The sequence below is a fragment of the Ruegeria sp. N11 genome (genome assembly GCF_056531525.1).
The window spans coordinates 1-19,710 of the sequence record NZ_JBQFLX010000006.1 but is presented as its reverse complement, the minus strand read 5'-3'; the positions used below and the strand labels follow the sequence as shown (position 1 = coordinate 19,710).

19 protein-coding genes and 1 pseudogene are annotated in these 19,710 nt (G+C 53.7%); 5 read left to right on the top strand and 15 right to left on the bottom strand.

Annotation, left to right across the window (positions count from 1 at the left end; all coding sequences use genetic code 11):
- The first annotated feature begins 101 nt into the window (after window positions 1–101).
- Entirely contained in the window at window positions 102–1,853 is a 1,752-nt protein-coding gene (locus ACR0J8_RS07880) for an adenylate/guanylate cyclase domain-containing protein (RefSeq protein WP_480523210.1), read from the top strand.
- Window positions 1,854–1,910: 57 nt separating this feature from the next.
- On the opposite strand, the gene ACR0J8_RS07875 is transcribed toward ACR0J8_RS07880, so the two are convergent.
- The 5 genes from ACR0J8_RS07875 to ACR0J8_RS07855 all read right to left on the bottom strand — a co-directional run bounded on the left by ACR0J8_RS07875 (window position 1,911) and on the right by ACR0J8_RS07855 (window position 9,156).
- Window positions 1,911–2,891, bottom strand: a complete 981-nt coding sequence (locus ACR0J8_RS07875; RefSeq protein WP_480523208.1) for a C45 family autoproteolytic acyltransferase/hydolase — start codon at window positions 2,889–2,891, stop codon at window positions 1,911–1,913.
- Window positions 2,892–2,896: 5 nt separating this feature from the next.
- Window positions 2,897–4,348: a biotin carboxylase gene (locus ACR0J8_RS07870; RefSeq protein WP_480889530.1), complete on the bottom strand. Its 1,452-nt coding sequence runs from the start codon at window positions 4,346–4,348 to the stop codon at window positions 2,897–2,899.
- Between the two features lie 18 nt (window positions 4,349–4,366).
- Window positions 4,367–7,111: an aminotransferase class I/II-fold pyridoxal phosphate-dependent enzyme gene (locus ACR0J8_RS07865; protein ID WP_480523204.1), complete on the bottom strand. Its 2,745-nt coding sequence runs from the start codon at window positions 7,109–7,111 to the stop codon at window positions 4,367–4,369.
- A 50-nt stretch (window positions 7,112–7,161) separates the two neighbouring features.
- Window positions 7,162–8,130: a carbon-nitrogen hydrolase family protein gene (locus ACR0J8_RS07860; RefSeq protein WP_170682689.1), complete on the bottom strand. Its 969-nt coding sequence runs from the start codon at window positions 8,128–8,130 to the stop codon at window positions 7,162–7,164.
- A gap of 345 nt (window positions 8,131–8,475) precedes the next feature.
- On the bottom strand, window positions 8,476–9,156 hold the full coding sequence (locus tag ACR0J8_RS07855) for an IS6 family transposase (protein WP_353392075.1): 681 nt from the start codon (window positions 9,154–9,156) through the stop codon (window positions 8,476–8,478).
- A 592-nt stretch (window positions 9,157–9,748) separates the two neighbouring features.
- Between ACR0J8_RS07855 and ACR0J8_RS07850 the strand changes: the two genes are divergently transcribed.
- Window positions 9,749–9,955 carry a cold-shock protein gene (locus tag ACR0J8_RS07850; RefSeq protein ID WP_170766031.1) on the top strand — a complete coding sequence of 69 codons (207 nt, stop codon included), beginning with the start codon at window positions 9,749–9,751 and terminating at the stop codon, window positions 9,953–9,955.
- A 191-nt stretch (window positions 9,956–10,146) separates the two neighbouring features.
- Window positions 10,147–10,992: pseudogene (locus ACR0J8_RS07845) on the top strand (fatty acid desaturase).
- A 41-nt stretch (window positions 10,993–11,033) separates the two neighbouring features.
- Here ACR0J8_RS07845 and ACR0J8_RS07840 read toward each other — a convergent pair.
- The 7 genes from ACR0J8_RS07840 to ACR0J8_RS07810 form a co-directional block, all read right to left on the bottom strand.
- The gene (locus ACR0J8_RS07840; protein WP_480889526.1) at window positions 11,034–11,282 is read right to left on the bottom strand and encodes a ParB N-terminal domain-containing protein; all 249 of its coding nucleotides are present in this window, start codon (window positions 11,280–11,282) and stop codon (window positions 11,034–11,036) included.
- Between the two features lie 74 nt (window positions 11,283–11,356).
- Window positions 11,357–12,046 carry a hypothetical protein gene (locus ACR0J8_RS07835; protein WP_480523199.1) on the bottom strand — a complete coding sequence of 230 codons (690 nt, stop codon included), beginning with the start codon at window positions 12,044–12,046 and terminating at the stop codon, window positions 11,357–11,359.
- Entirely contained in the window at window positions 12,046–12,183 is a 138-nt protein-coding gene (locus ACR0J8_RS07830) for a hypothetical protein (RefSeq protein ID WP_170712025.1), read from the bottom strand. The genes ACR0J8_RS07835 and ACR0J8_RS07830 overlap by 1 nt, the downstream gene beginning before the upstream one ends.
- Window positions 12,184–12,229: 46 nt before the next feature.
- Window positions 12,230–13,018, bottom strand: a complete 789-nt coding sequence (locus ACR0J8_RS07825) for a hypothetical protein (protein ID WP_480889522.1) — start codon at window positions 13,016–13,018, stop codon at window positions 12,230–12,232.
- Window positions 13,019–13,661: 643 nt separating this feature from the next.
- A complete protein-coding gene (locus ACR0J8_RS07820) occupies window positions 13,662–13,934 on the bottom strand; it encodes a helix-turn-helix domain-containing protein (RefSeq protein ID WP_480889520.1) in 273 nt (90 codons plus the stop codon).
- A 70-nt stretch (window positions 13,935–14,004) separates the two neighbouring features.
- A complete protein-coding gene (locus ACR0J8_RS07815; protein WP_480523195.1) occupies window positions 14,005–14,403 on the bottom strand; it encodes a helix-turn-helix domain-containing protein in 399 nt (132 codons plus the stop codon).
- Between the two features lie 38 nt (window positions 14,404–14,441).
- Window positions 14,442–14,972, bottom strand: coding sequence for a GNAT family N-acetyltransferase (locus ACR0J8_RS07810; RefSeq protein WP_480523193.1), 531 nt, complete (start codon window positions 14,970–14,972; stop codon window positions 14,442–14,444).
- 209 nt (window positions 14,973–15,181) lie between these two features.
- On the opposite strand from ACR0J8_RS07810, the gene ACR0J8_RS07805 reads away from it, so the two are divergent.
- A complete protein-coding gene (locus ACR0J8_RS07805; RefSeq protein WP_480523191.1) occupies window positions 15,182–15,658 on the top strand; it encodes a MarR family winged helix-turn-helix transcriptional regulator in 477 nt (158 codons plus the stop codon).
- A gap of 324 nt (window positions 15,659–15,982) precedes the next feature.
- Here the strand turns inward: ACR0J8_RS07805 and ACR0J8_RS07800 are convergent, their stop codons facing one another.
- From ACR0J8_RS07800 to ACR0J8_RS07790, 3 genes are all read right to left on the bottom strand, one after another.
- Window positions 15,983–16,192 carry a cold-shock protein gene (locus ACR0J8_RS07800; RefSeq protein ID WP_170329064.1) on the bottom strand — a complete coding sequence of 70 codons (210 nt, stop codon included), beginning with the start codon at window positions 16,190–16,192 and terminating at the stop codon, window positions 15,983–15,985.
- A gap of 60 nt (window positions 16,193–16,252) precedes the next feature.
- Entirely contained in the window at window positions 16,253–17,605 is a 1,353-nt protein-coding gene (locus tag ACR0J8_RS07795) for a DEAD/DEAH box helicase (protein ID WP_480523190.1), read from the bottom strand.
- Between the two features lie 349 nt (window positions 17,606–17,954).
- On the bottom strand, window positions 17,955–18,587 hold the full coding sequence (locus ACR0J8_RS07790) for a tyrosine-type recombinase/integrase (protein WP_480889515.1): 633 nt from the start codon (window positions 18,585–18,587) through the stop codon (window positions 17,955–17,957).
- Window positions 18,588–18,795: 208 nt separating this feature from the next.
- Here ACR0J8_RS07790 and ACR0J8_RS07785 point away from each other — a divergent pair.
- Window positions 18,796–19,710 (top strand): adenylate/guanylate cyclase domain-containing protein (locus ACR0J8_RS07785; RefSeq protein WP_480889512.1); only part of this gene is annotated, 915 nt, incomplete at its 3' end.

Here is a 19,710-nt window from a genome sequence, read left to right as displayed (position 1 = left end):
TAGGTAATTCCTGAAAGAAACCGTTCGTCAAAACAGACACCTACCCATTACAAGTTTAGCAAATGCCCAAAGCTGGCCCGCAATCAAAAGTCCGAATTGGAATGTCCACGCTTCTGGCGCTGGCCATAGGCGGGTTGGTGGCACTTTCGGTCAGCGCGGTGCTTCTGGTATCAACCCACGCCAATGTTCAAAACACGACTGAATTGTTAAACACCTCAGCCTCGATGATCGTCGAGGCCATTGAGGACAGGGTCGTTAGCCTGACGACCCCTATCGAGGAATTGGCAAGTTCTCTCCAGAAAGATGCAAGTTCGGGCGACGTCGAATTGTCCAACACTGACTTTCTGAAGGCATATTTCAAGGGCGTCGCAGCCTCCGCCCCCTATCTGACGGACCTTGCCGTTGTTTACCCGGACGGCAGCCTTTTTGTGACCAGTCAAATCGTCGATTCCGACGGAATTTCCTTTGTCACCATCACGGAGCCATCGGTGGATGGGCGGTTGCGGTATCTTGAAGATATTAAAAGTTATGAGGGCCTGTTTTGGAACGAACCCTTCTTCGATGAAGGCCGGACGCATATTTCGGCCACCGTACCGGCCTATCGGGACGATGTGTTCCTGGGTGCCATTTTTGTGTCTTCAACCGTGCATCATTTCTCGGACACCATCGATGAGTTGGGCAGCAAGTTCAGCGCGACCGGTTTCATTCTCTATGGCGATAACCGCGTCCTGGCACATCCGAAGCTGCTGAACCTGTCCGGAAGTTCCTTAAGTCCGGACACACCTTTGCATTCAATCGCTGCGCTCGATGACGCGGTGATCTCGCAAGTGCTAAAACAAGACCCCGAGTTTCAGGGGGGCGACAGCTCTTTTGACGGGTATGTGGTCGAAATCGCAGACGGCGAGTACTTGGTTCTGACCAGTACGATGGATGAGTACGGTTCGGAACCATGGGTCATTGGCCAGTATTCCCCGCTAAGCGATTGGAGCAGTCAATGGACCCGCCTCAGCGACGCTGCCTTTGTCAGCATTGGGTTCTTAATAGCGTCAATGATTGCGGCGATTGTGCTTGCCAGAAAGCTTTCGGCCCCAATCAAAAAATCAACCGAAGAAGCCATCAAGATCAGCGAACTCAATCTGGATCAGATCGACTATCTTCCCCCCTCTCGCGTTGAGGAGGTAAACCTGCAGGCCGTGGCATTCAACAAGATGCTCGACGGGTTGCGCTGGTTTGAAACCTATCTGCCACGCACTCTGGTGCGACAATTGTTGAATTCCGGAGACCCTGATGTTGTCAGGCCTCGCGAGGTCGAGCTGACTGTCATGTTCGCCGACATTGTGGGCTTTACGGCTGCGTCAGAAACGATGACACCGCAGGCCACGGCCGACATGTTGAATAGCCATTTCGCGATTTTGAACCGTTGCATCCAGGCCGAGGGAGGAACGCTCGACAAGTATATCGGCGACGCCGTGATGGCGTTCTGGGGTGCTCCTCAGGAACAGGTCGACCACGCCGAGCGGGCCTGCCGTGCAGCGGTGGCCATCAAGCAGGCGCTGGCTGAGGCGAAAGTTGGCTATGGCCTGAAGATTGCGATTCACACCGGTCCGCTCATCGTCGGGAATATCGGAGCAGTCGAGCGGATGAATTACACCGTGATCGGAGATACGGTTAACACCTGCGCGAGGATAGAGACTTTGGCCGGTGATCTTGCCACGGAAGAGCCAACCAACATCCTGGTCAGCGACGCAACTGCGCGACGCCTCAGCGCGTCGTTCCAGCTGGAACATGTCGGCGATTTCCATGTGAAAGGTCGGTCGAAACAGGTGACCGTTTACCGTGTCAAAACTGAATAGATGATGGGATCAGTGGTACCGTATTGGAACAGCCCGCCATGTCCGATCTGTCAAGTTTCAGACCGGATCCCGCGGGTAAATGACCTGCAGACTGTCCGTGTGAAATTGAGCAATGCTCTTTTTCCATCTCCGGCCCGGCCACAGCAGTTCGGCTGTCAGATCGTGGGGATGGTAGGCTGCGGTGTATAGGGTTCCGAAACCCTGATCGAAAGCCAGAGAATACAGCGGCGGCTTCAGGAAAGACCCGACAAAAACCTCTTTCGTCTCTGGGTGCAATGTCAGGCGATGCAGCAGGAAACGCTCACGCTCGACAGTGGCGGTAAGGCGTGCATGGCTTTTCCATTCCACGCGCTCCTGATGGTTGGTGGAAACAGCCGCATGGGTAAAAAGCGTCGGCCGGTCCGGTGCAAGAAACGCCGTAAAGAACTGCCGGTCCCGGTTCAGGACCGTAACGTTGTAGCTCATGTGGCACGGAACCCGTAGCAGAACCTCTTTCGCCTCTTCCAGTGTCGAACAGGTCTGCAACAGGTATCGCAGGATCACGGGAACCCCAAAGCCTTCGCCGACCGCGCGGCGGCCACCGAACGTCAGGGAAACGGTTAGCCCTGCATCATTCATGCCATCCAGCAATCCAAACAAGCCATCCGAGGTGCCCATGACCTGACGCCCGTTCCATTCGGTCTTCAGGAATATTCCATCAAAGGCCGACGGGTTGTAGTCGTAGTTCCGCACCATCAACGGTTCTGGCCCCTGCCAAATCGCCTGGCTGCACCCGGCCAGATAGCGCGGCGGGCAAAAGAAGCTCAGGAACCGCGCCTCCAGATCGCCGGCGCCAAAGGCGGCGCACAACATGTCATACGGCTCGAGCATTTCCGGCATATATGTTTTCAGCGCATGACGGCACTCGGAATATGTCGGGCGTGATGACAACCCTTCGCTTGCCCACCATTTAAGGTAGGCATTTCGATACTCGGAGAAAATCCCGGACAGTTTCTGTCCGGGTTTCTTTTCTTCTACGGCGCGAAAGGTTAGCTTCATGCACTCTACATAATCTTAAACGCCGGATCCTCAAATGCCTGAGCCGATGGCAGCGGACGTGCCGAGAACGCGTTCTTGATGCCATTGATCCAATGCTTCGACTTAGCCGTAAGCTGAAAACCCTTGGTCATCGACCGGCCGCGTGTGACCAGGATGCCCAGATCGGCCCCTTCGTACCGGTAGTCGCCAACATTCGATATCCGCAAAAAGAACGCTTCGTCTTCGCTTTCCACCGCGCGCCGGTGATAGTCGAACCGGTCGAACACCACCCGCCCGTCCGGCAACATCTTGTAGATCCCGGATTCCGGGGCATTGGTGATGATATCGACCGTGTCCTCGGTGTGCTTGATCACCATTTGCGACCAGGAATCGATCATGTCGGGATCGGCCCAGCGTGCGTTCAGTTCCTCGACACCCAGGTTGAATGGTTTTTTCGAGAACTCCAGCAGGTGAAACAGGAACAGCGGCGCATCTGCATGCGCGAAAGCCGCGTGGTTGGTCATCGAGGACGCGCCCGTGATCCGGGGGTTGAGCTCGCCCAACCAGATGTCGCCGGTCTTTTTGTCGATCAGGAAATCCAGTTCGAAATAGCCGCGATATCCTTCCTTGCGAAGTTGTTCGCCAAATTTGAACGTCAGTTCCCGCGCTTTCTCGCGCGTCTTCGGCGGGAACGCAGTCGAGAAAATCTCGTTTCCGCACCAGCCTCCGCGATAGGGGGTCAATTCCTTGAACCCGATTAGTTCCGTCATCAGGGGGCCGACAATCGTGCCTTCGGACGTGGCGCAGGCTTCGATCGCCGAACCCCGGCAATCGATGCGTTTCATGATTTTGATTTCGCCCTGGCCCACGATCTCATGTTCGTGTTTGCGGAAATCGGCCTCGGACTTGATGAAAAAGGTGGTGTGGCCCGAGTCTCCAAACGCACTTTGCAGGACAAGATCATCGCCGAGCCCCGCCTTTTTGCAGACCTTTTTCAACTGGTCATAGCTGTCGACCTTGGACAGCGTGTTGGGAACCGACGGGACACCCGCTTTGTTGCCGACCCGGACAGTTTCGATTTTGTTGTCCATCTTGGTGCGCAGCTTCGCCTTGGGGAACCAGACCTCGCCGCCCAGTTCCTTGACCAGTTTTTCCGTCTTTTCGTCGAACATCAGGAAAACGAATTTCGGCTTGCCGCCGCGCGCCTTGACGTATTCGACAACTTCCTTGTGCTGAAGCAGATAGTTGTTGATGTCTTCGATCGACTGAAACTCGTCATGGGGAAGTTCGGAAGGAACCAGAACGTTGGGATGGCGTCCGTCAAAGCAATCCATGTAGCAGATGTACTTGAAATTCTTGACCCATTCATCCAGACCGAGCAGGTTGAAATTGGTCGCCGAGACAAAGTAGATCGGGTCCGAATTCGTGTGAAAGTAACGACGGATTTCCGAAATGTTCTTGAGTACCTTCTTGGGCATTTAACCTCTCCCCTGATATTATTTTTTGACGGACTCCAAGGCCTCTTGGGTAAACACGCGCAGACCCAGGTCTTCGCGGAAACCATGAATTTCACTGACGTCCAGCGCCCGCATGAATGACAGGATTTCCGGACTGATGACCTGACCGGGCACCAGAATCGGGAAGCCTGGCGGATAGGGAATAATGAAGCTGGACGAGACAAGCTCCTCACCCGCTTCAAGCCGCGCCATCAGCTTGTCATCGGTCGGAATATAGTCGCAGTTGTCCTCGTCATAAGCGAGGAAAAACGCGGTCCGGATATCTCCTTCGGGCGTATCTGATCCATCCCTGAAGGCATCGTGGAACCGGCTGAAATCCGGCAACGGCGGCACGTCTTCGACCAAAGCCTGGACCCGGTTTTCAAATGACCTTCGTTCCATTTTCGAGGCATCGTCCAGAAGCTCGTCCAGGTCATTGGCAATTTCGACCAGCACTTCGATCAGGTATGCGACCGAGGATCGGGTTGTCCCGATATTGGTCATGAACAGCACGGTGTTCCGCGACGTCTTGTTGATCTGGATGCCATATTTGTCCATCAGGATCTTGGTCTTGAACGTGTCGCCGTCCCAGCCTGTTCCACCCACGGCCAGCGTTATGCGTGTCGGGTCCAGTACAAATTCGTCCTGGCTCCACATCGTCCACTTTTCGACCCAACCGTGATCAGGATCATAGTAAGCCTCGACGCCGCTCTCCCGGAACTGTTCCGGAATCATTTCGCCGGCAGTCACCACCTTGAAATACTTCTGCAAAACCGGATGGTCCGAGATGGCGCGCCGGATCGACATGGCTGTCTCGATCTGCTTTTGCACAAATTCGAAACCTTCCAGTTCGACCTGTCGGCGCCCCACGTCCAGAGAAGCGATGATCTGGTAGTTTGGTGAAGTCGAGGTGTGGGTCATGTAGGCCTCGTGGAAAGCCTGCTCCACCTCGCCTTTGAAGTCCTGATCGTTGACGTGAATCATCGACCCCTGCCGCAATGACGTCAGAGTCTTGTGGGTCGATTGCGTGGCATAGACGCGGACGCGGGCATCGGGTGGCGGAACCAGCCGGGTCTCGAGCAGCTTTTCGTGGCTCGCACTCTCAAGCTTTTCCTGCTGGGCCGCCCAGGCGCTGGCCGCTTCCGGCGTGCGCAGCGTTTGCCGCAACACGTTTGCAACCCCCATGGCGGTACGCTGGCGGTAGGTCGGGTCAAACCGCGCAAAACCGAACCAGGCTTCGTCCCACAGAAAGATCAAGTCCTTCTTGATGGCCAGACACTCTTCCATGACACGCTGAACATTGTAGACAACCCCGTCGAAGGTGCAGTTGGTCAACAGCACCATCCGGACGCGATCCAGCTTTCCGGCATCTTTCAGCTTCAACAGGGTGTGCTTGATCTCTTTCAGCGGCACGGCACCGTACATCGAGTGTTCGTGCAGCGGATAGCTGTCCATATAGACGACGCTCGCCCCGGCCAGAACCATGCCGTAATGGTGCGATTTGTGGCAATCCCGGTCGACCAGAACAATGTCACCGGGTCGAACGACCGACTGAACAACGATCTTGTTGCACGTCGAAGTGCCGTTGGTGGCAAAGAACGTGTGTTTCGCCCCAAAAGCGCGGGCGGCCATGTCCTGCGCTTCCTTGATCGGGCCGCGCGGTTCCAGCAGGCTGTCCAGCCCGCCCGAGGTCGCGGATGTTTCAGCCAGAAAGATGTTCGACCCGTAGAATGCCCCCATGTCCTGAATCCAGTGCGAACGGCTGATCGATTTGCCGCGGCTGATCGGCATGGCGTGGAAAACACCTGTTGGCTGTTTCGAATATTCCTTCAGGGCCGAGAAAAACGGCGTTTTGAATCTGCGATCGACGCCGCGAAGGATGTTGAGGTGCAGTTCCTGAAAGTCTTCCTGATTGTAAAAGACGCGTCGGCAGCGGCCCAAATCCAGCCCGGCTATATCTTCGGCAGAACGGTCTGTGACAAGATATGCGTCCAGTTCGGGTCGGATCTTCTCGATAAGCCGACAGGCTTCAGGTCCGTATTCATGCGGGTCGAGACCGTCAACATCCTCGTCCTCGCTGACACGCGTCAGGTACTGATTCAGGATCGGAAGATCGATCTTCGACTTGAGCGACAAGCCCGGCCGGATCACCACGGCCTGAACGTTGTAGTTGAACAGAACCCCGATCAGGGCGTCCTCCAGCGACGGAACAATGACCGGTTCATAAATGAAGGAATCTTCCAGCCGACGCATGCGCAGCAGGTTTTGCCGCAGGAATCTTTCCTGATGTTCAGTAACGTCATCGACGATCAGCACCTCAAAATATGGCCGCCCCAATGCACGGGCTTCTGGCGCAAGCGAGGCTTCGTCTTCATAGTCCTCATTGTCTATTTCATCGGAAGACAGCGGAATCGACCGCCGCCTGTAAGCGCCCGACGTCAGCGCCCGCGCAATACGACGAACGCAGATCGACAGATCCTGAACATTGCCATTTTGCAGAAGACGCCGCAGATGCTCGAACGCGTGGATTCCGGGGAACGCCCAGTAAAGCTCGATCGGTTCCAGAACATCAAACAGATGCTCCGCCGTCGCCATCAGCTTCTGGCTCTGGCGTTTTTCCCGGCCATGAAGGGCGAGGCCTTCAGCGGCCTCTCGTAAGGCGCTCCATCGATCAGCGCGAAGTTGCGTGGCGCTGTAATAATCTCGTAGGGACGGCAACTTCTTCTTCTGCGAGTGCAAGTTCAATACCTGCCTCCTTTCTGTCGCGTCCGGATCAGTGCCGCCTCCTGATCCGATTAATCCGAACCCGTCTTTCCGTGTAAGACAGAAAGGTTAGGCGGCGTCAGCAAATCTCTTTCCGCTTCTTCAATCGAAGTTCTGGGGTCGGATGCCAGCAAACCGCGATCCGAGCCCTGCCGGGGAATTTCCAGCGGTCCGAGCGTGTTCAGGTAAGCATCGGCACCGCTTGTGCGATCATAAACCGTGAAATCCGCGTCGCGATCCCGGAAGCTCTTGAGAACTTGCCCAAGTCCCTTGAGACCGGTTTCCCGTTGACGCCGCACCTGATCCAGATCGATTTCGATCGGGAACATGTCTTCCTGTCCGGCGGACTGGTGCAACACCGTTGCTGATGGGTCGACCACCAGCGAACGACCGACGCCACCGGCCCCCAGGCCATTCACGTCAATGACGTAACACTGAAACTGCGCCGCGGTCGCCCTTGCAATGGCAAGTTCCGCTTCGCGGTCAGTGGTCCCGGTCAGGACCGGGTGAAGAAGAACCTCAACACCCTGACTGGTCAGTTGCCGTGTCGTTTCCGGGAACCAAATGTCATAGCAGATGGAAAGGCCAAAGCGCCCGACATTCGGGACATCAAAAACACAGAAATCAGTCCCGGCCGAAATCCCGGCCTCATACGGGCGGAAGGGAAACATCTTCGAATACTTGGCAACAATTTCGCCGTCGGGATTGATGACGACAGACGTGTTCAGAATACGCCCATCTTCGGTTTTTTCGAACATCGACCCGGGGATCAGCCAAATACCGAAGCGGCGCGCATCCTCCTGAAACTGCAATATTGCGTCATTCGGGAACGGCTGCGCGAAACGGTCCAGTGGCCCATAGGGCGCAAGTTCGGAAAACAGAACCATCTGAGTCCATGGAAACCGGGCCATCAGAATTTCAATACGATGGCGCATCGCCTCTACGTTCGAATGAAGCGCTGCGACGTGCATCTGAACGCCGGCGATCGCAAATGGAGTCATATTGGGCATCTCTCCCGAAAAAGCTGTCTGATCACCTTATTTTCAGGTGAACCCCGTTACCAGCCTGTTTTTTTGAGCACCCCAGATTTCTGTCGCAAACTGTTTGATCGCTGGCACTCGTGAACTTAGCCGATGAGTGATTTAGGGAATTGGCAAGGTGCCAGTCTGTTCGTGTCTTGCGTCCATGCTAGGGCTTGTCGCCAATCTGCCCGCCCTGCCCCGGTCGGAATGGCAGCGCGATGATCGACAATTTTCCGGTCATTCATGTCGTATCACCCGATTGGCAAAATAGGGCTCTGTTGCGAAGTTTCTGACTAAACGAAGAGTTGACACCGAACCCGCTGCCTATGCCGCCAGTTCTGCAAATTGACGAAACGGACAGATTCCGGGCGTGAGTTGACCTTTGCGGATCATGTGCGCCACTTCAATTCCATCCAACGTTGCCGCTGCTGATGCGAAGGCTTTGAACCCCAGCATCGGGCGAGTTCGTCTTTTGATGAAACGGTGGTCCTGTTCCACAATGTTGTTCAAGTATTTCCGCCGGACCATTTCAATTTGGACTGGGCAACCAAAGCCTTTCAACATCTTGTTTATGGCCTTGATGCCGGCTGTGTTGGCTCCGCTCTTGTCGATGACAATCTTTCTTGGAAGGCCGTTGACCTCCAGTGCCCGGGCAAAGAATTTGGTGGCGGCGGGTTTGTTTCGACGCTGCGAAAGCATGAAATCAAGCGTCTTACCGTGCTTGTCGACAGCTCGGTAGAGGTATACCCACGCCCCTTTCACCTTGATGTAGGTCTCGTCCACTCTCCAAGAACGATCGCAAGATTTTTTGCGGCGACGCGCGGCCTCGGCAATCGCGCTAGAGTATCTCTTCACCCAGCGGTTCAGTGTAGTGTGGTCCACCGAAACACCGCGCTCACCCATGATTTCCTCCAGGTCACGGTATGAAACACCATATCGAACGTAGAAGAATACTGCGAATAGGATCACATCTTTCGGATACTGTGCACCCTTGAAAGAAATCATGAACTGACTTTCGGCTGAATTACACCGGCCGCTATTCACTCTCTGCGTTCTTGAGCGTCAATGGCAAAAAGTTTGCAACAGATCCGTCGCGGTGCGGAGCGAATAACCGCAATTCGTCCGGAGCGCAGTGAGGAACGGAGATCGGATATACAGGGACGGGGCAAAGCTCCAATTCGCTGCTGAGCAGCATCCCGGCTGCAGAACGTCAGAAATGCGCAGAAAGCGAACTTTGCAAAGTCTCGCCAAGGCACCAAAATGGACGCTTATCGCTGTTTCGTATGCAGCAGGATAATTTCCTAAAAATGATCGTTAGTCTTCTGTGCCGCTGACCCAAGCCACCTTCAAGTTTGGATCGAAGAGCAACGGTTTCACCTCTACTTGCCTAGTTCTAAGCCAGACAGGCTCAAATTCTCTGTTGTCCGCCAAAGCATCAAGGCTTGTATCGTGCGTACTCGAAGCCCATATACACAAGGCTTACGTTTTTCTTTTTCGACCTGCTGTCTCCCCAATTCGGCGTTCAGTCTTTCGATTCAGACCGACCACGCCGAGTCGCCGCAATGATGCGGGCGGCAAGTATTAGGAGACCTCCACCATGGCAAATGGCACAGTAAAATGGTTCAACTCGACCAAAGGTTTTGGCTTTATCGAACCTGAAGATGGCAAGCGCGATGTGTTCGTGCATATCTCAGCACTTGAACGTTCCGGTATCAGCGAATTGAAGGATGGCCAGAAGGTTACCTTCGACGTTGAAGCTGGCCGTGACGGGCGCGAAAGCGCCGCCAATCTGGCACTCGCCTGACCTTTTAGGGCACCCTTTTCGGGTGCCCTTTTGAACAATGGGCTACTATACGCCGTTGGAGAACAAGTAAGTTGCAACCTAAAGAGTAGACGCGGGTGCTCGCGCAATACCGTGTGCCCGATGCAAAGCGCAGTGTTTATGAAATTGCGATCACCGTTGTCCCCTTATTCGCGCTATGGGCTCTAGCGTGGATGGCTTTATATTTTAGTGTCTGGATCGCAATACTACTGGCCATCCTGAATGCCGCATTTCTGGTCCGTATCTTCATCATTATGCATGATTGCGGTCATGGATCTTTCTTTAGAAGTCGCACTGTTTGCAATTGGACCGGTCGGGTTCTAGGTGTTCTTGCCCTGACACCCTATGACGTTTGGCGGCAAAGCCATGCGATTCACCACGCCTCAACCGGTAACCTTGATCGGCGTGGTATGGGTGACATCCCTACATTGACCACTGAAGAATAGCTCAAGCGGAAGTGGTTCGGGCGTGCCGCTTATCGTCTGACCCGGAACCCCGTCTTCCTGTTCGGTGTTGCGCCGATCTATACGTTCTTTATTCAAAACCGTCTACCTCTTGGTTTCATGCGTTCGGGCTGGCTGTACTGGGCAAGTGCGATGGGAACAAACGCTGCAATTGCAGGGATATTGGCCCTAGTTTTTTGGGCCGGAGGCATTGAGGTTTTAGCGTATGTTTTCCTACCAACCATGATTGTCGCATCATCGATTGGTATTTGGCTTTTCTATATTCAACACCAGTTTGAACACACGACCTGGGAACGGGAAGAGGGGTGGAACCTTCAGAACGCCGCATTCTATGGAAGTTCTCACTATGCTCTACCAGGCATCCTGCGGTGGTTCTCTGCTAATATCGGCGTACACCATGTTCACCACCTTGCCAGCCGCATCCCGTTTTACCGACTAAACGAAGTTTTGCGTGACCATTCTGCGTTAGAAAATTGCCAGCGTATTACTCTATATGAGAGCTTTCATTGTGCACGATTGCATCTTTGGGATGAAAAAAAAGTCAACGTCTGCTGACATTTTCTGAGGCTTTGTCGAACGCCAATTCCAATAGGCAATTAGTGTAGTCTGGCACGTACCAGATAGGCTTCGACCGTATCACCGCCCAAGGCGCGAATGGCCTCTAGTCGGTGAAGGCCTTCAATTAGCACGAACCTCTTGTTGTCCGAGCGTATCTGGATCGGGGTCTTCTGGCCGTTCTTCAGAATATCTTCGGCCAGCGTCAGAACTTTTTGTTGTTCAAGCGTTTTCGCCCGTTTCGCAGGAACATAGATCAGGTCGAGCGGATATGGTCTTTTTTCCAACATTAGCTACGTGGGCAACCTTTCGTGCATTTGTTCCGGTTCAGAGCTCGCTTCCAAAGCGGGGGCTGGAACGTACGTCATAGAACCGAGCGAACAGCGTCGCGCAGTTCCTGATGCATAATCCAAGTTGCTGGCTTATCGTCACTTTCGATGTGAGAAAATGCCAGGACCTGAGCGGCTCCATCATTCTGAGCCGATCCAGCTTCGGGTAGGTCCAGTTCCAGATATTCTGCGATCAATAGTCCGATTTTCTTGAAAACCTTGATGGAGGCCTCGCGCGATTTGTAACCAGCCGCCTGAGACAAGTGACCAATGGTCAGGCCGTCCTTGCCTGCGATTGTAAGTGCTTTGAGCATTGTGACCTGCGCAGGGGTGAGCCTGATCTGTCGCAGTGCCTCGGCATATTCTCTTTCGCTGGGAACGAGAGTGCCGGAGTTACCCTCCAAACGGCGTTGACCACTACGTTTCCTGTCTCGTTCACCGAGAATTTCTTTTAAGGCTTCGATGGCCAATGCTGGTGTTTCGCCGACTGCATCGGCAATCATTGTCTGCGTTTTAGCCGGTGGCTTGGGAAATGCGCGCGCAACGCTGTTACCGCTCAGGATGCCAGCCTTAATCAAGTACTTTCCAAATTCTTCTTCAATCACTCCTGCTACGTCAGCGTTCCGCGACTTACGAACACTGCGGTCCTGAAATGCTCTTTGTTCCAGATCACGAGCTGACATCTTTGAACCGGGAAGGGTTACTTGAGGGGCATTTTTGCGCATTAGAGAAACACCACCACAATTATGGCCGCAACAAACACCAATAACGCGATAAACATCTTCGCTCTGTAGGACCAGCGATGCGCCCTTTCGGCCTTGAGCATTTTGCCCAGGTTTTCGTCAATCGAGTTATGGTTCACGGCTTGATCCTTCCGAATTTGTCAGGCGATATTGATTTCCAGCAACCTATTTTCTCGGCAAATTTTCGGTGCACTTGTCGTTCTGTCTCGTGAACGGCCGATTACATTCCCAACCATCACCTCTTCGATTCAAATGCGCGTTTGAAGGGACAAGGATCGCAACGCACCTGTCCCGGTTTGCGCGAAAACCACGTTCGCATTTCCATCCGGAATAAGTTTCAGGCGCAAGGTATGCATGCAGTGGAACAGCCACAGGCTCACAGCCGCTCTCCGCTGCGCTGTAACCTCTGAGGCATACCCAACCATCCGAGTTTCCTCTGTCGCTCAGACGGCCGTTTTCTGGGACCTCTATTGCAACACAATCCTGGTTCTCCTTACGAAATCCCCAGTTGCAGTGTATTTCCTGCACGCCAAACCGGGTTTCGACGTGCCCATTTTGAGGCGAACTCACTTCTTCACATTGATCTCCGACACGCTGGAACAGCCGATTGCACTCCCACTGATCTCCGGTTGATGCAAGATAGGCATTTTCAGGAACTCTTATTTCCTCGCAGAGTTCTCCGACATTCTGAAAACCGTGATTGCATTCCCAGCCGCTGCCATAGGCGCTACCCGTCAAAAATGCGTTTTCTGGCAAGTCTGTTATTTGGCAGGATCCGTTCTTGTTTTCGAAACCTTCGTCACAAACAGACCCATCGGCATTGCCCGCGACCTGAGCAGGAAGCTGCGTTCCTGAGAGAATCACCAAAAGTGTTGGGAACAAACAAAGAATGCAGCGAGCAAACACGATGAATGAATGGTCGAAACCGAGCCTGAGACCTGATCTATCGGGCATCAAGCACGCAATATAAGAGCCATGTGCTGTTCATACGGCGCCTTCTTTCATGGGTCACGCGATGACTGGAGCACGTCAGGTGACAGTTGCGAATGCTTGCGAGGAACGAGCTCATAGCGAAAACCCCAGCGAAACCCGTTCCTAGGCTGAGGCTCATGCTACAATTAGTCTGAATGCCATTGGATTATCGTAACCGGCAGCATCGCGGCGGCGAGTAATTTTTTACCAATACACTCTTGTCGTTCCTAGTCTGTGAAGAGTCAAGGACGCACGCTCGTCAAGAAGCGCGTGCTGCGGAATGGTCAATTTTTGAGACCGGCGAGTTATTAGGTGGCTTTGAGAATAACTGAGAGACAAAATTCAGCGGGATACCACCTTTGAAACGGAGCTATTGGCAAACTGGCAGAAAACGATTTCCGTGATGCGCAGTACAACTGCACAAACGCATTGCGTTTAAAGTCTGCTTCAAAGGCCAATTTCGGGTACTAAGGCACAATGGCGAGACAGGAATTCTGGGCACATTGATACCGCAGTGTGATCGGCCCATTGCCAAAGTAAATTTCAATTCTGTTCCTGGCCTGACAACGAGACCAATCTTGTCCACGGCTGGCAAGCAAAACAAAGCGATCTGCACGGGTATCGTTCAAATCTGTTCCCGAAGACGAGTAACTGTTTCTTTTGGATGAGCATCCAGTAGCGCAAGGAGTTTATACGCTGGTCCTCCGGGGCGGCGGACGCCGCTCTCCCACAATTTGTAACCAGATTCGCTCATCCCGATAAGTTCGGCTATTTCCGCCGCGGTCAAACCTGCCTTTTCGCGGACCTCCAGCGGTGTAGCGAAGGGCTCGGAATTGGTGTCCGAACGGTTGCCTTGCGCCGGATCAACGGGCACAAGGCTGGAATCCGGTCCTGTCATCATCTGCTCCTTTTTTTGTCATTTGAGGCATGGCCGTAGGTCATGCCTGAAGTTCGCACTTGCGCCGATGTCAAAGTCTGGCGCGCAGTCGTTTTTCAACAGTGCCCAGCCTGCGGGTGGTCTGAGCCATATCTGTCCGGAGGGTCCGGATTTCATCAAGGACGCCCTGAATATCCTCCGATCCGGAAATGGTATCGGTCGGTTCAAGCACACCTTCTCCCTCACCGCTCAGAAGCCAAACCAGAGAGACCCCAAGAATGCCGGACATCATCTGCGCCTTGTTTGCACGTGGCTCGGTACGATCTTCTTCCCATCCCTGCACGGTTTTCAGTTTGACGCCCAGGCGACTGGCAAGCTTCTTTTGCGAGTATCCAACGGCTTCGCGCGCGGCGACGATCCGGTCGCCCAGAGTTGCCGCTTCATCACCGTAGTATGAGGTGTCGTTTGATATAGTCGTGGCTACGTTCATTCTGCTCTCTCACTTTAGTTGAAAATGTCGTGGCGCGGTCAGACCGCGAGATCATTGCGATCCGCAAGACGGATCGTCACAAGATTGCTGCATTCATGGCGGCGATATGGGGTCAGTGCCTGCGTGATTAAGGGCTGGATATCCATCCGGGATTGCTGCGACCGCGCAAACCGGCGGAAACAAGCCCAGGTTCGCTCGTCGTTGGACGCAATTACGGTCTGAACACGGGTGACATCGGTGCAGACGTCCCGACGCATCACCTGCCCCAGCATCAACGACGCAAGACCCTTGTCCGCCTCATCCTCTGAAACGCCGACCTGCCAGATAAACAGGGTTTCCAGGTCATATGGCAGAACATAAGCCAGCATCGCTCCGACCAGGTTTCCATCCAGTTCCGCAATGATCGAGAATTCTTTGTAGTCATCAAAGGCTGCCAGTTCGCCCAGAAAACCACCTATAGCTTCCTGATCCTCGGTTCTGGCCAGCGAAGACACCGCTGCGCCGTCTTCCGGTAAAGGGGGACGCAAAACCGGAATAGGTTGTTCGAACAACTCCAAAGAATGCTGCATGTACCGCTCCATCAATAAACTTTGACTAGCTAAGTAACACAGGAAAGTCGAAACTTCAAAAGACGAAGCTATTTTTTACTAAAGCGTCGTAAATCTACTTCTATTAGTGATATTTTAATTAGTAGAACTAATTATTTCATTTTCCGTTAACGCTTGAGAAATCAATGCAATTTTGACAATCTCACTCCATTCGAATGCGGAGTAGATACATGGATCGTATCGACAGCAGCCTTGTCGCCCTGCGCCGAATCCTGCGCGCCACCGAGATGTCCGGCCGGGAACTGGCGCAATCCGCCGGGCTGACTGCGGTCCAGCTTCGTGTGCTGCAAGTGATTGGCGAGACCGGGCAAACCACGGCCAAGGCGATTTCAATGCGCATGCATGTCAGCCAGGCAACTGTCACTGCGCTGGTGGACAAGCTGGTTTCGGGCGGCATGGTCGTGCGCGAGAAATCCATGACCGACCGACGGCAGACCAATATCCTGATCACCGATCAAGGGCGGAAAACCCTTGAGGACGCCCCTGATCCACTGCAACAGCTCTATGTGCAGCGGTTCAAGCAAATGGAGGACTGGGAGCAGGCAATGCTTGTTGCCGCGCTCGAAAGGGTTGCAACGATGCTAGACGCCGAAGACCTTCAGGCCGGCGCGATCTTGACAACCGGCGACTTGAACAAGGCGGAATAATGGGCCGGAATGACCGATCCTATTAGCGCACCTTTTTTTGTCGAGGCTTTTATCAAGAAAGGATTTGGCAGCTTAAACGAACCCGACGTCAACTTAGTCGATCTTTCATTGCCACGCATTCATTGCGGGCTAGCAGACGATATCTCCTTTTGGAACGACACTTCCTCTTTGGACTTCGACCGGCCCATCATGCTTACCGCCGGTATCGGCAGCTCTAAACCTAACATGTCAGTTAGTCGCTGCGCAGCCAGTGGCAGGTTCAGAATGCCTGGGCCTCCAGACAGCGACAGTTGCAGCCGCAGCCTGGCATCGTCTGTGAATTGCCTACTGCAATTGCAGGTTTTCGGCGGAGGTCTTGCCGCGCATCCTGTCTTCTTTCAGATCGAAGCCGACCTTTGCACCTTCTTTCAGGCTGTCGAGGCCGGAGCGCTGAACCGCGCTGATGTGCACAAATGCGTCGCCGCTGCCGTTATCCAATTCGATGAAGCCGTAGCCTTTAGTTTCGTTGAACCATTTTACTGTTCCGGTCGTCATGAGATTATCCTTTCAATGACATGTGCGCCCGCCGGGATTAGTCGGGGCTGTTTGCTACGCTCAGGCAGCAGGTTGGGTAAACTCACCAATGTTGGAGAGCATTCGCATAAGACCGTCCTGCGCTTGGGAGGGGTCGATCTGGTGTTGTCGGTGTCCGTTTCGCTGGTGCGTCGCGTGGCCAACGGTTCGCGGCTTTGGCGAAGGTGCAAGATTGGCAACGCTGGGCTTTTGCGGTTTTGCATTGCGACCGCGTTTCGCAGGTTCGGCTTGCATTTCATCGCCATTTGGCAGCCTGTTGCCGATCAGCCTTTCAATATCCTGCAGGAGGGGCATCTCTTCACGATCACACAGTGAAATCGCGGTGCCGGTTCTGCCCGCGCGGGCGGTCCGGCCAATGCGATGCACATAGGATTCCGGCACATTCGGAAGCTCATAATTCACCACATGGGATACATCGTCGATGTCGATGCCCCGTGCGGCAATATCGGTGGCAACAAGGACGGTGGTTGATCCCGACCGGAATCCTGCCATGGCACGTTCGCGCTGAGGCTGGCTTTTGTTCCCATGAATGGCAGCTGAGTTGATCCCGGCTGCAATCAAGTGTTTGCAGACATTATCGGCACCGCGTTTGGTGCGTGTAAAAACGACCGCGCGGTGAACAGCTTTGTCCGACAGAATGTCTGCCAGGACACGGCGTTTGTCCTGCTTGGCAACATGTCTGACGCTCTGCGCAATCCGTTCAATCGGCTTTGAAACAGCCGCTACCTGAACCTCTGCCGGATCGTTCAGGAAATCATCGGCAAGCTTTCTGATCTGCCCCGGCATTGTTGCCGAAAGAAGCGCAGTCAGTCGCTTTTCAGGCAGCTTGGCCATGATCTTTCGGATGCTGGGCAGAAAACCCAAGTCCAGCATCTGATCGGCCTCATCCACCACGATGGCCTTGGTCTGAGACAGATTGATGACGCCTGTGCCAAGATGATCCAGCAAGCGACCAGGCGTTGCCACCACAATGTCCACACCGCCGCTGAGAGCCTTGATCTGCCCGCCGGGGCGTACGCCACCGACGACAAGTGTCGCCGTGATCAAGCTGAACTTGCTGTAAGCGAGGATGTTGTCCACGATCTGCGCCGCAAGCTCACGCGTGGGCGTAAGGATCAGGGCTGTGCACTGTTTCGGAGCGGGTTTTGATCTCTCACGCTCAATCCGATGCAACAGGGGCAATACAAATGAGGCGGTTTTTCCTGTGCCGGTCTGGGCAATACCGATCACGTCGCGCTTAGATTGCAGCAGCGGAATGACCTTGGCCTGAATGGGCGTAGGGGTCGAATATCCTTGAGCCTTGATGGCCTTCAGGATGGGCTCGGCAAGGCCGAGGGTGTCAAATGTCGTCAAAAGCGTTTGGTCTCGTGCCATAAACGCGGTTCACCGCTATCGGCACTTGGTCTCTCTAATCTACTGGGAAGCTCGTATGAAATAGCCGCCGTCGTTTCGTTGCTCTCAAGGAGCTATTCAAGACAACGATCTGGGGATCACGGGCGAGAATACTTTACCGCTGATTTGTTCATCCACACGCGGCGTTGCGCCTCACCTACAGGGCAAAGGTTAAGAAAGCAACAACTCATTCATAGAGCAGACATTTGCCAAGGTTACGTTTGTCGCAAAGCCGGAATAGCAAAGTCTTGGATTGAATGTCCGGTTTGGGCTGATAGTTCTACTCTAGGGGGGGCGCGCAAAAAAGGCCGCTCGAAAGCGGCCTGATGGATTACACCACGGTGGCTTCCGCGATGGCGAGCGCGTCTTCGATGTCTACACCCAGGTAACGCACTGTACTGTCCATCTTGGTGTGACCAAGCAATAGCTGCACGGCTCGCAAGTTACCTGTTCTACGATAAATCTGCGCCACTTTTGTGCGTCGCATTGAATGGGTCCCATATTGGCTGGGATCAAGCCCAATCGAAGCGACCCATGACTGAACCAACCTCGCGTACTGACGAGTAGAAATATGCAGCCGATACTGAAACCGTCCCGGCCACAAGTACTCGGATCTTTTCATTGCAGGTTGTTTCAACCATCTCAGAAGCGAGTTTCGTGTACCACTGCTAATTTCAAAGCGAACTGGTTTCTGTGTCTTGCTTTGGTTGACTGACGCTCGTTCCTTTACTTTTCCCGCAGTAAACACGTCTGCGACTTTCAGGCGAACTAGATCGCAACCACGGAGCTTACTATCTATTGCTAAATTGAAGAGTGCTAAGTTCCTATGATCTTCTGAAATTTCTAAGCGAACGCGTATTGCCCAGACATGCCTTGGCAAAAGCGGGCGCTTCTGGCCAATAACCCGACCTTTGTTCCACGCAGATCGGCCAACTCGAATGACGGGTAGATTTAAAACTTGCATGACGAATACTCCACACCGCCACGCACAACCTCATCGCCCACACAGTGTCAGCGTCTATTGGTTACCATGCTTGGTCTCCGTCATGAATAATCTGACTTTGTCGAAGCCCGACCAGCGCCACAAATATGCGATTTGGTGTAGGGCGAATAGCAGAACTATGGATTCAATAGATCAGGGTGGATAATCTTCGGTGTAGGGGAGAACGGGAGTGGAACGCCGCCTTACCACTATCTTGAGTATTGACGTCGTGGGCTACTCGCGGCTGATGGAACGCGATGAGGCATCGACGCTGGCTGCACTAAAGTCGCATCGGCTGGAACTCATTGAACCCTTTGCGGCGAGTTTTGGCGGCAAGACAATCAAGCTGATGGGTGATGGTGCACTGCTGGAGTTTGAAAGCACCGTACAGGCAATGAAATTTGCCGTTTCTGTACAAAACGAAATGCTTTCTCGAAACTCGGACGTTCCAGAAAGTGAAAGAATTGTTTTTCGGATCGGCATAAATATCGGAGATGTGATTGCCGAGGACGGAGACATATATGGTGATGGCGTCAATGTCGCTGCCCGCCTTGAAGGTTTGGCTGAGCCCGGAGGTATTTGCATTCACCGCAGCGTGCGGGATCAGGTGCAGGACAAACTGGATCTGAATTTCGAGGATCTGGGTGAGACCGAAGTCAAGAACATAGAGAGACCAGTCCGAGCCTTCGAAGTCGTACTGGATGACAAGGCCAAGGCTTTGGCTGTATCGGAGCCAGTTGCGCATACGAAACCACACATATCCAAATGGGCGCTAACTCTGGTCGGTGCAATATGCATCTGCTTGGTGCTGGTTGCGGTAATATGGTGGCGATCCAGAGATGTGGGCCCCCTGACCGACCAAGAGGAGTTGGCGCTTGCCATCCCGGACGAACCTTCCATTGTCGTTTTGCCCTTTGAGAACCGCTCACCAGTTGAAGAGGTCGGCTATCTGGCGGAAGGCTTTGGAACAGCGATCACGACGCAGCTTTCGAAGTTTCCACAGCTATTTGTGATCGCTGGTTCGACTTCGATTACCTTTGCCGACAGCGCGGTCAAACCATTGGAAATAGGCCGAGAGCTAGGTGTGGGATATGTCCTTTCAGGT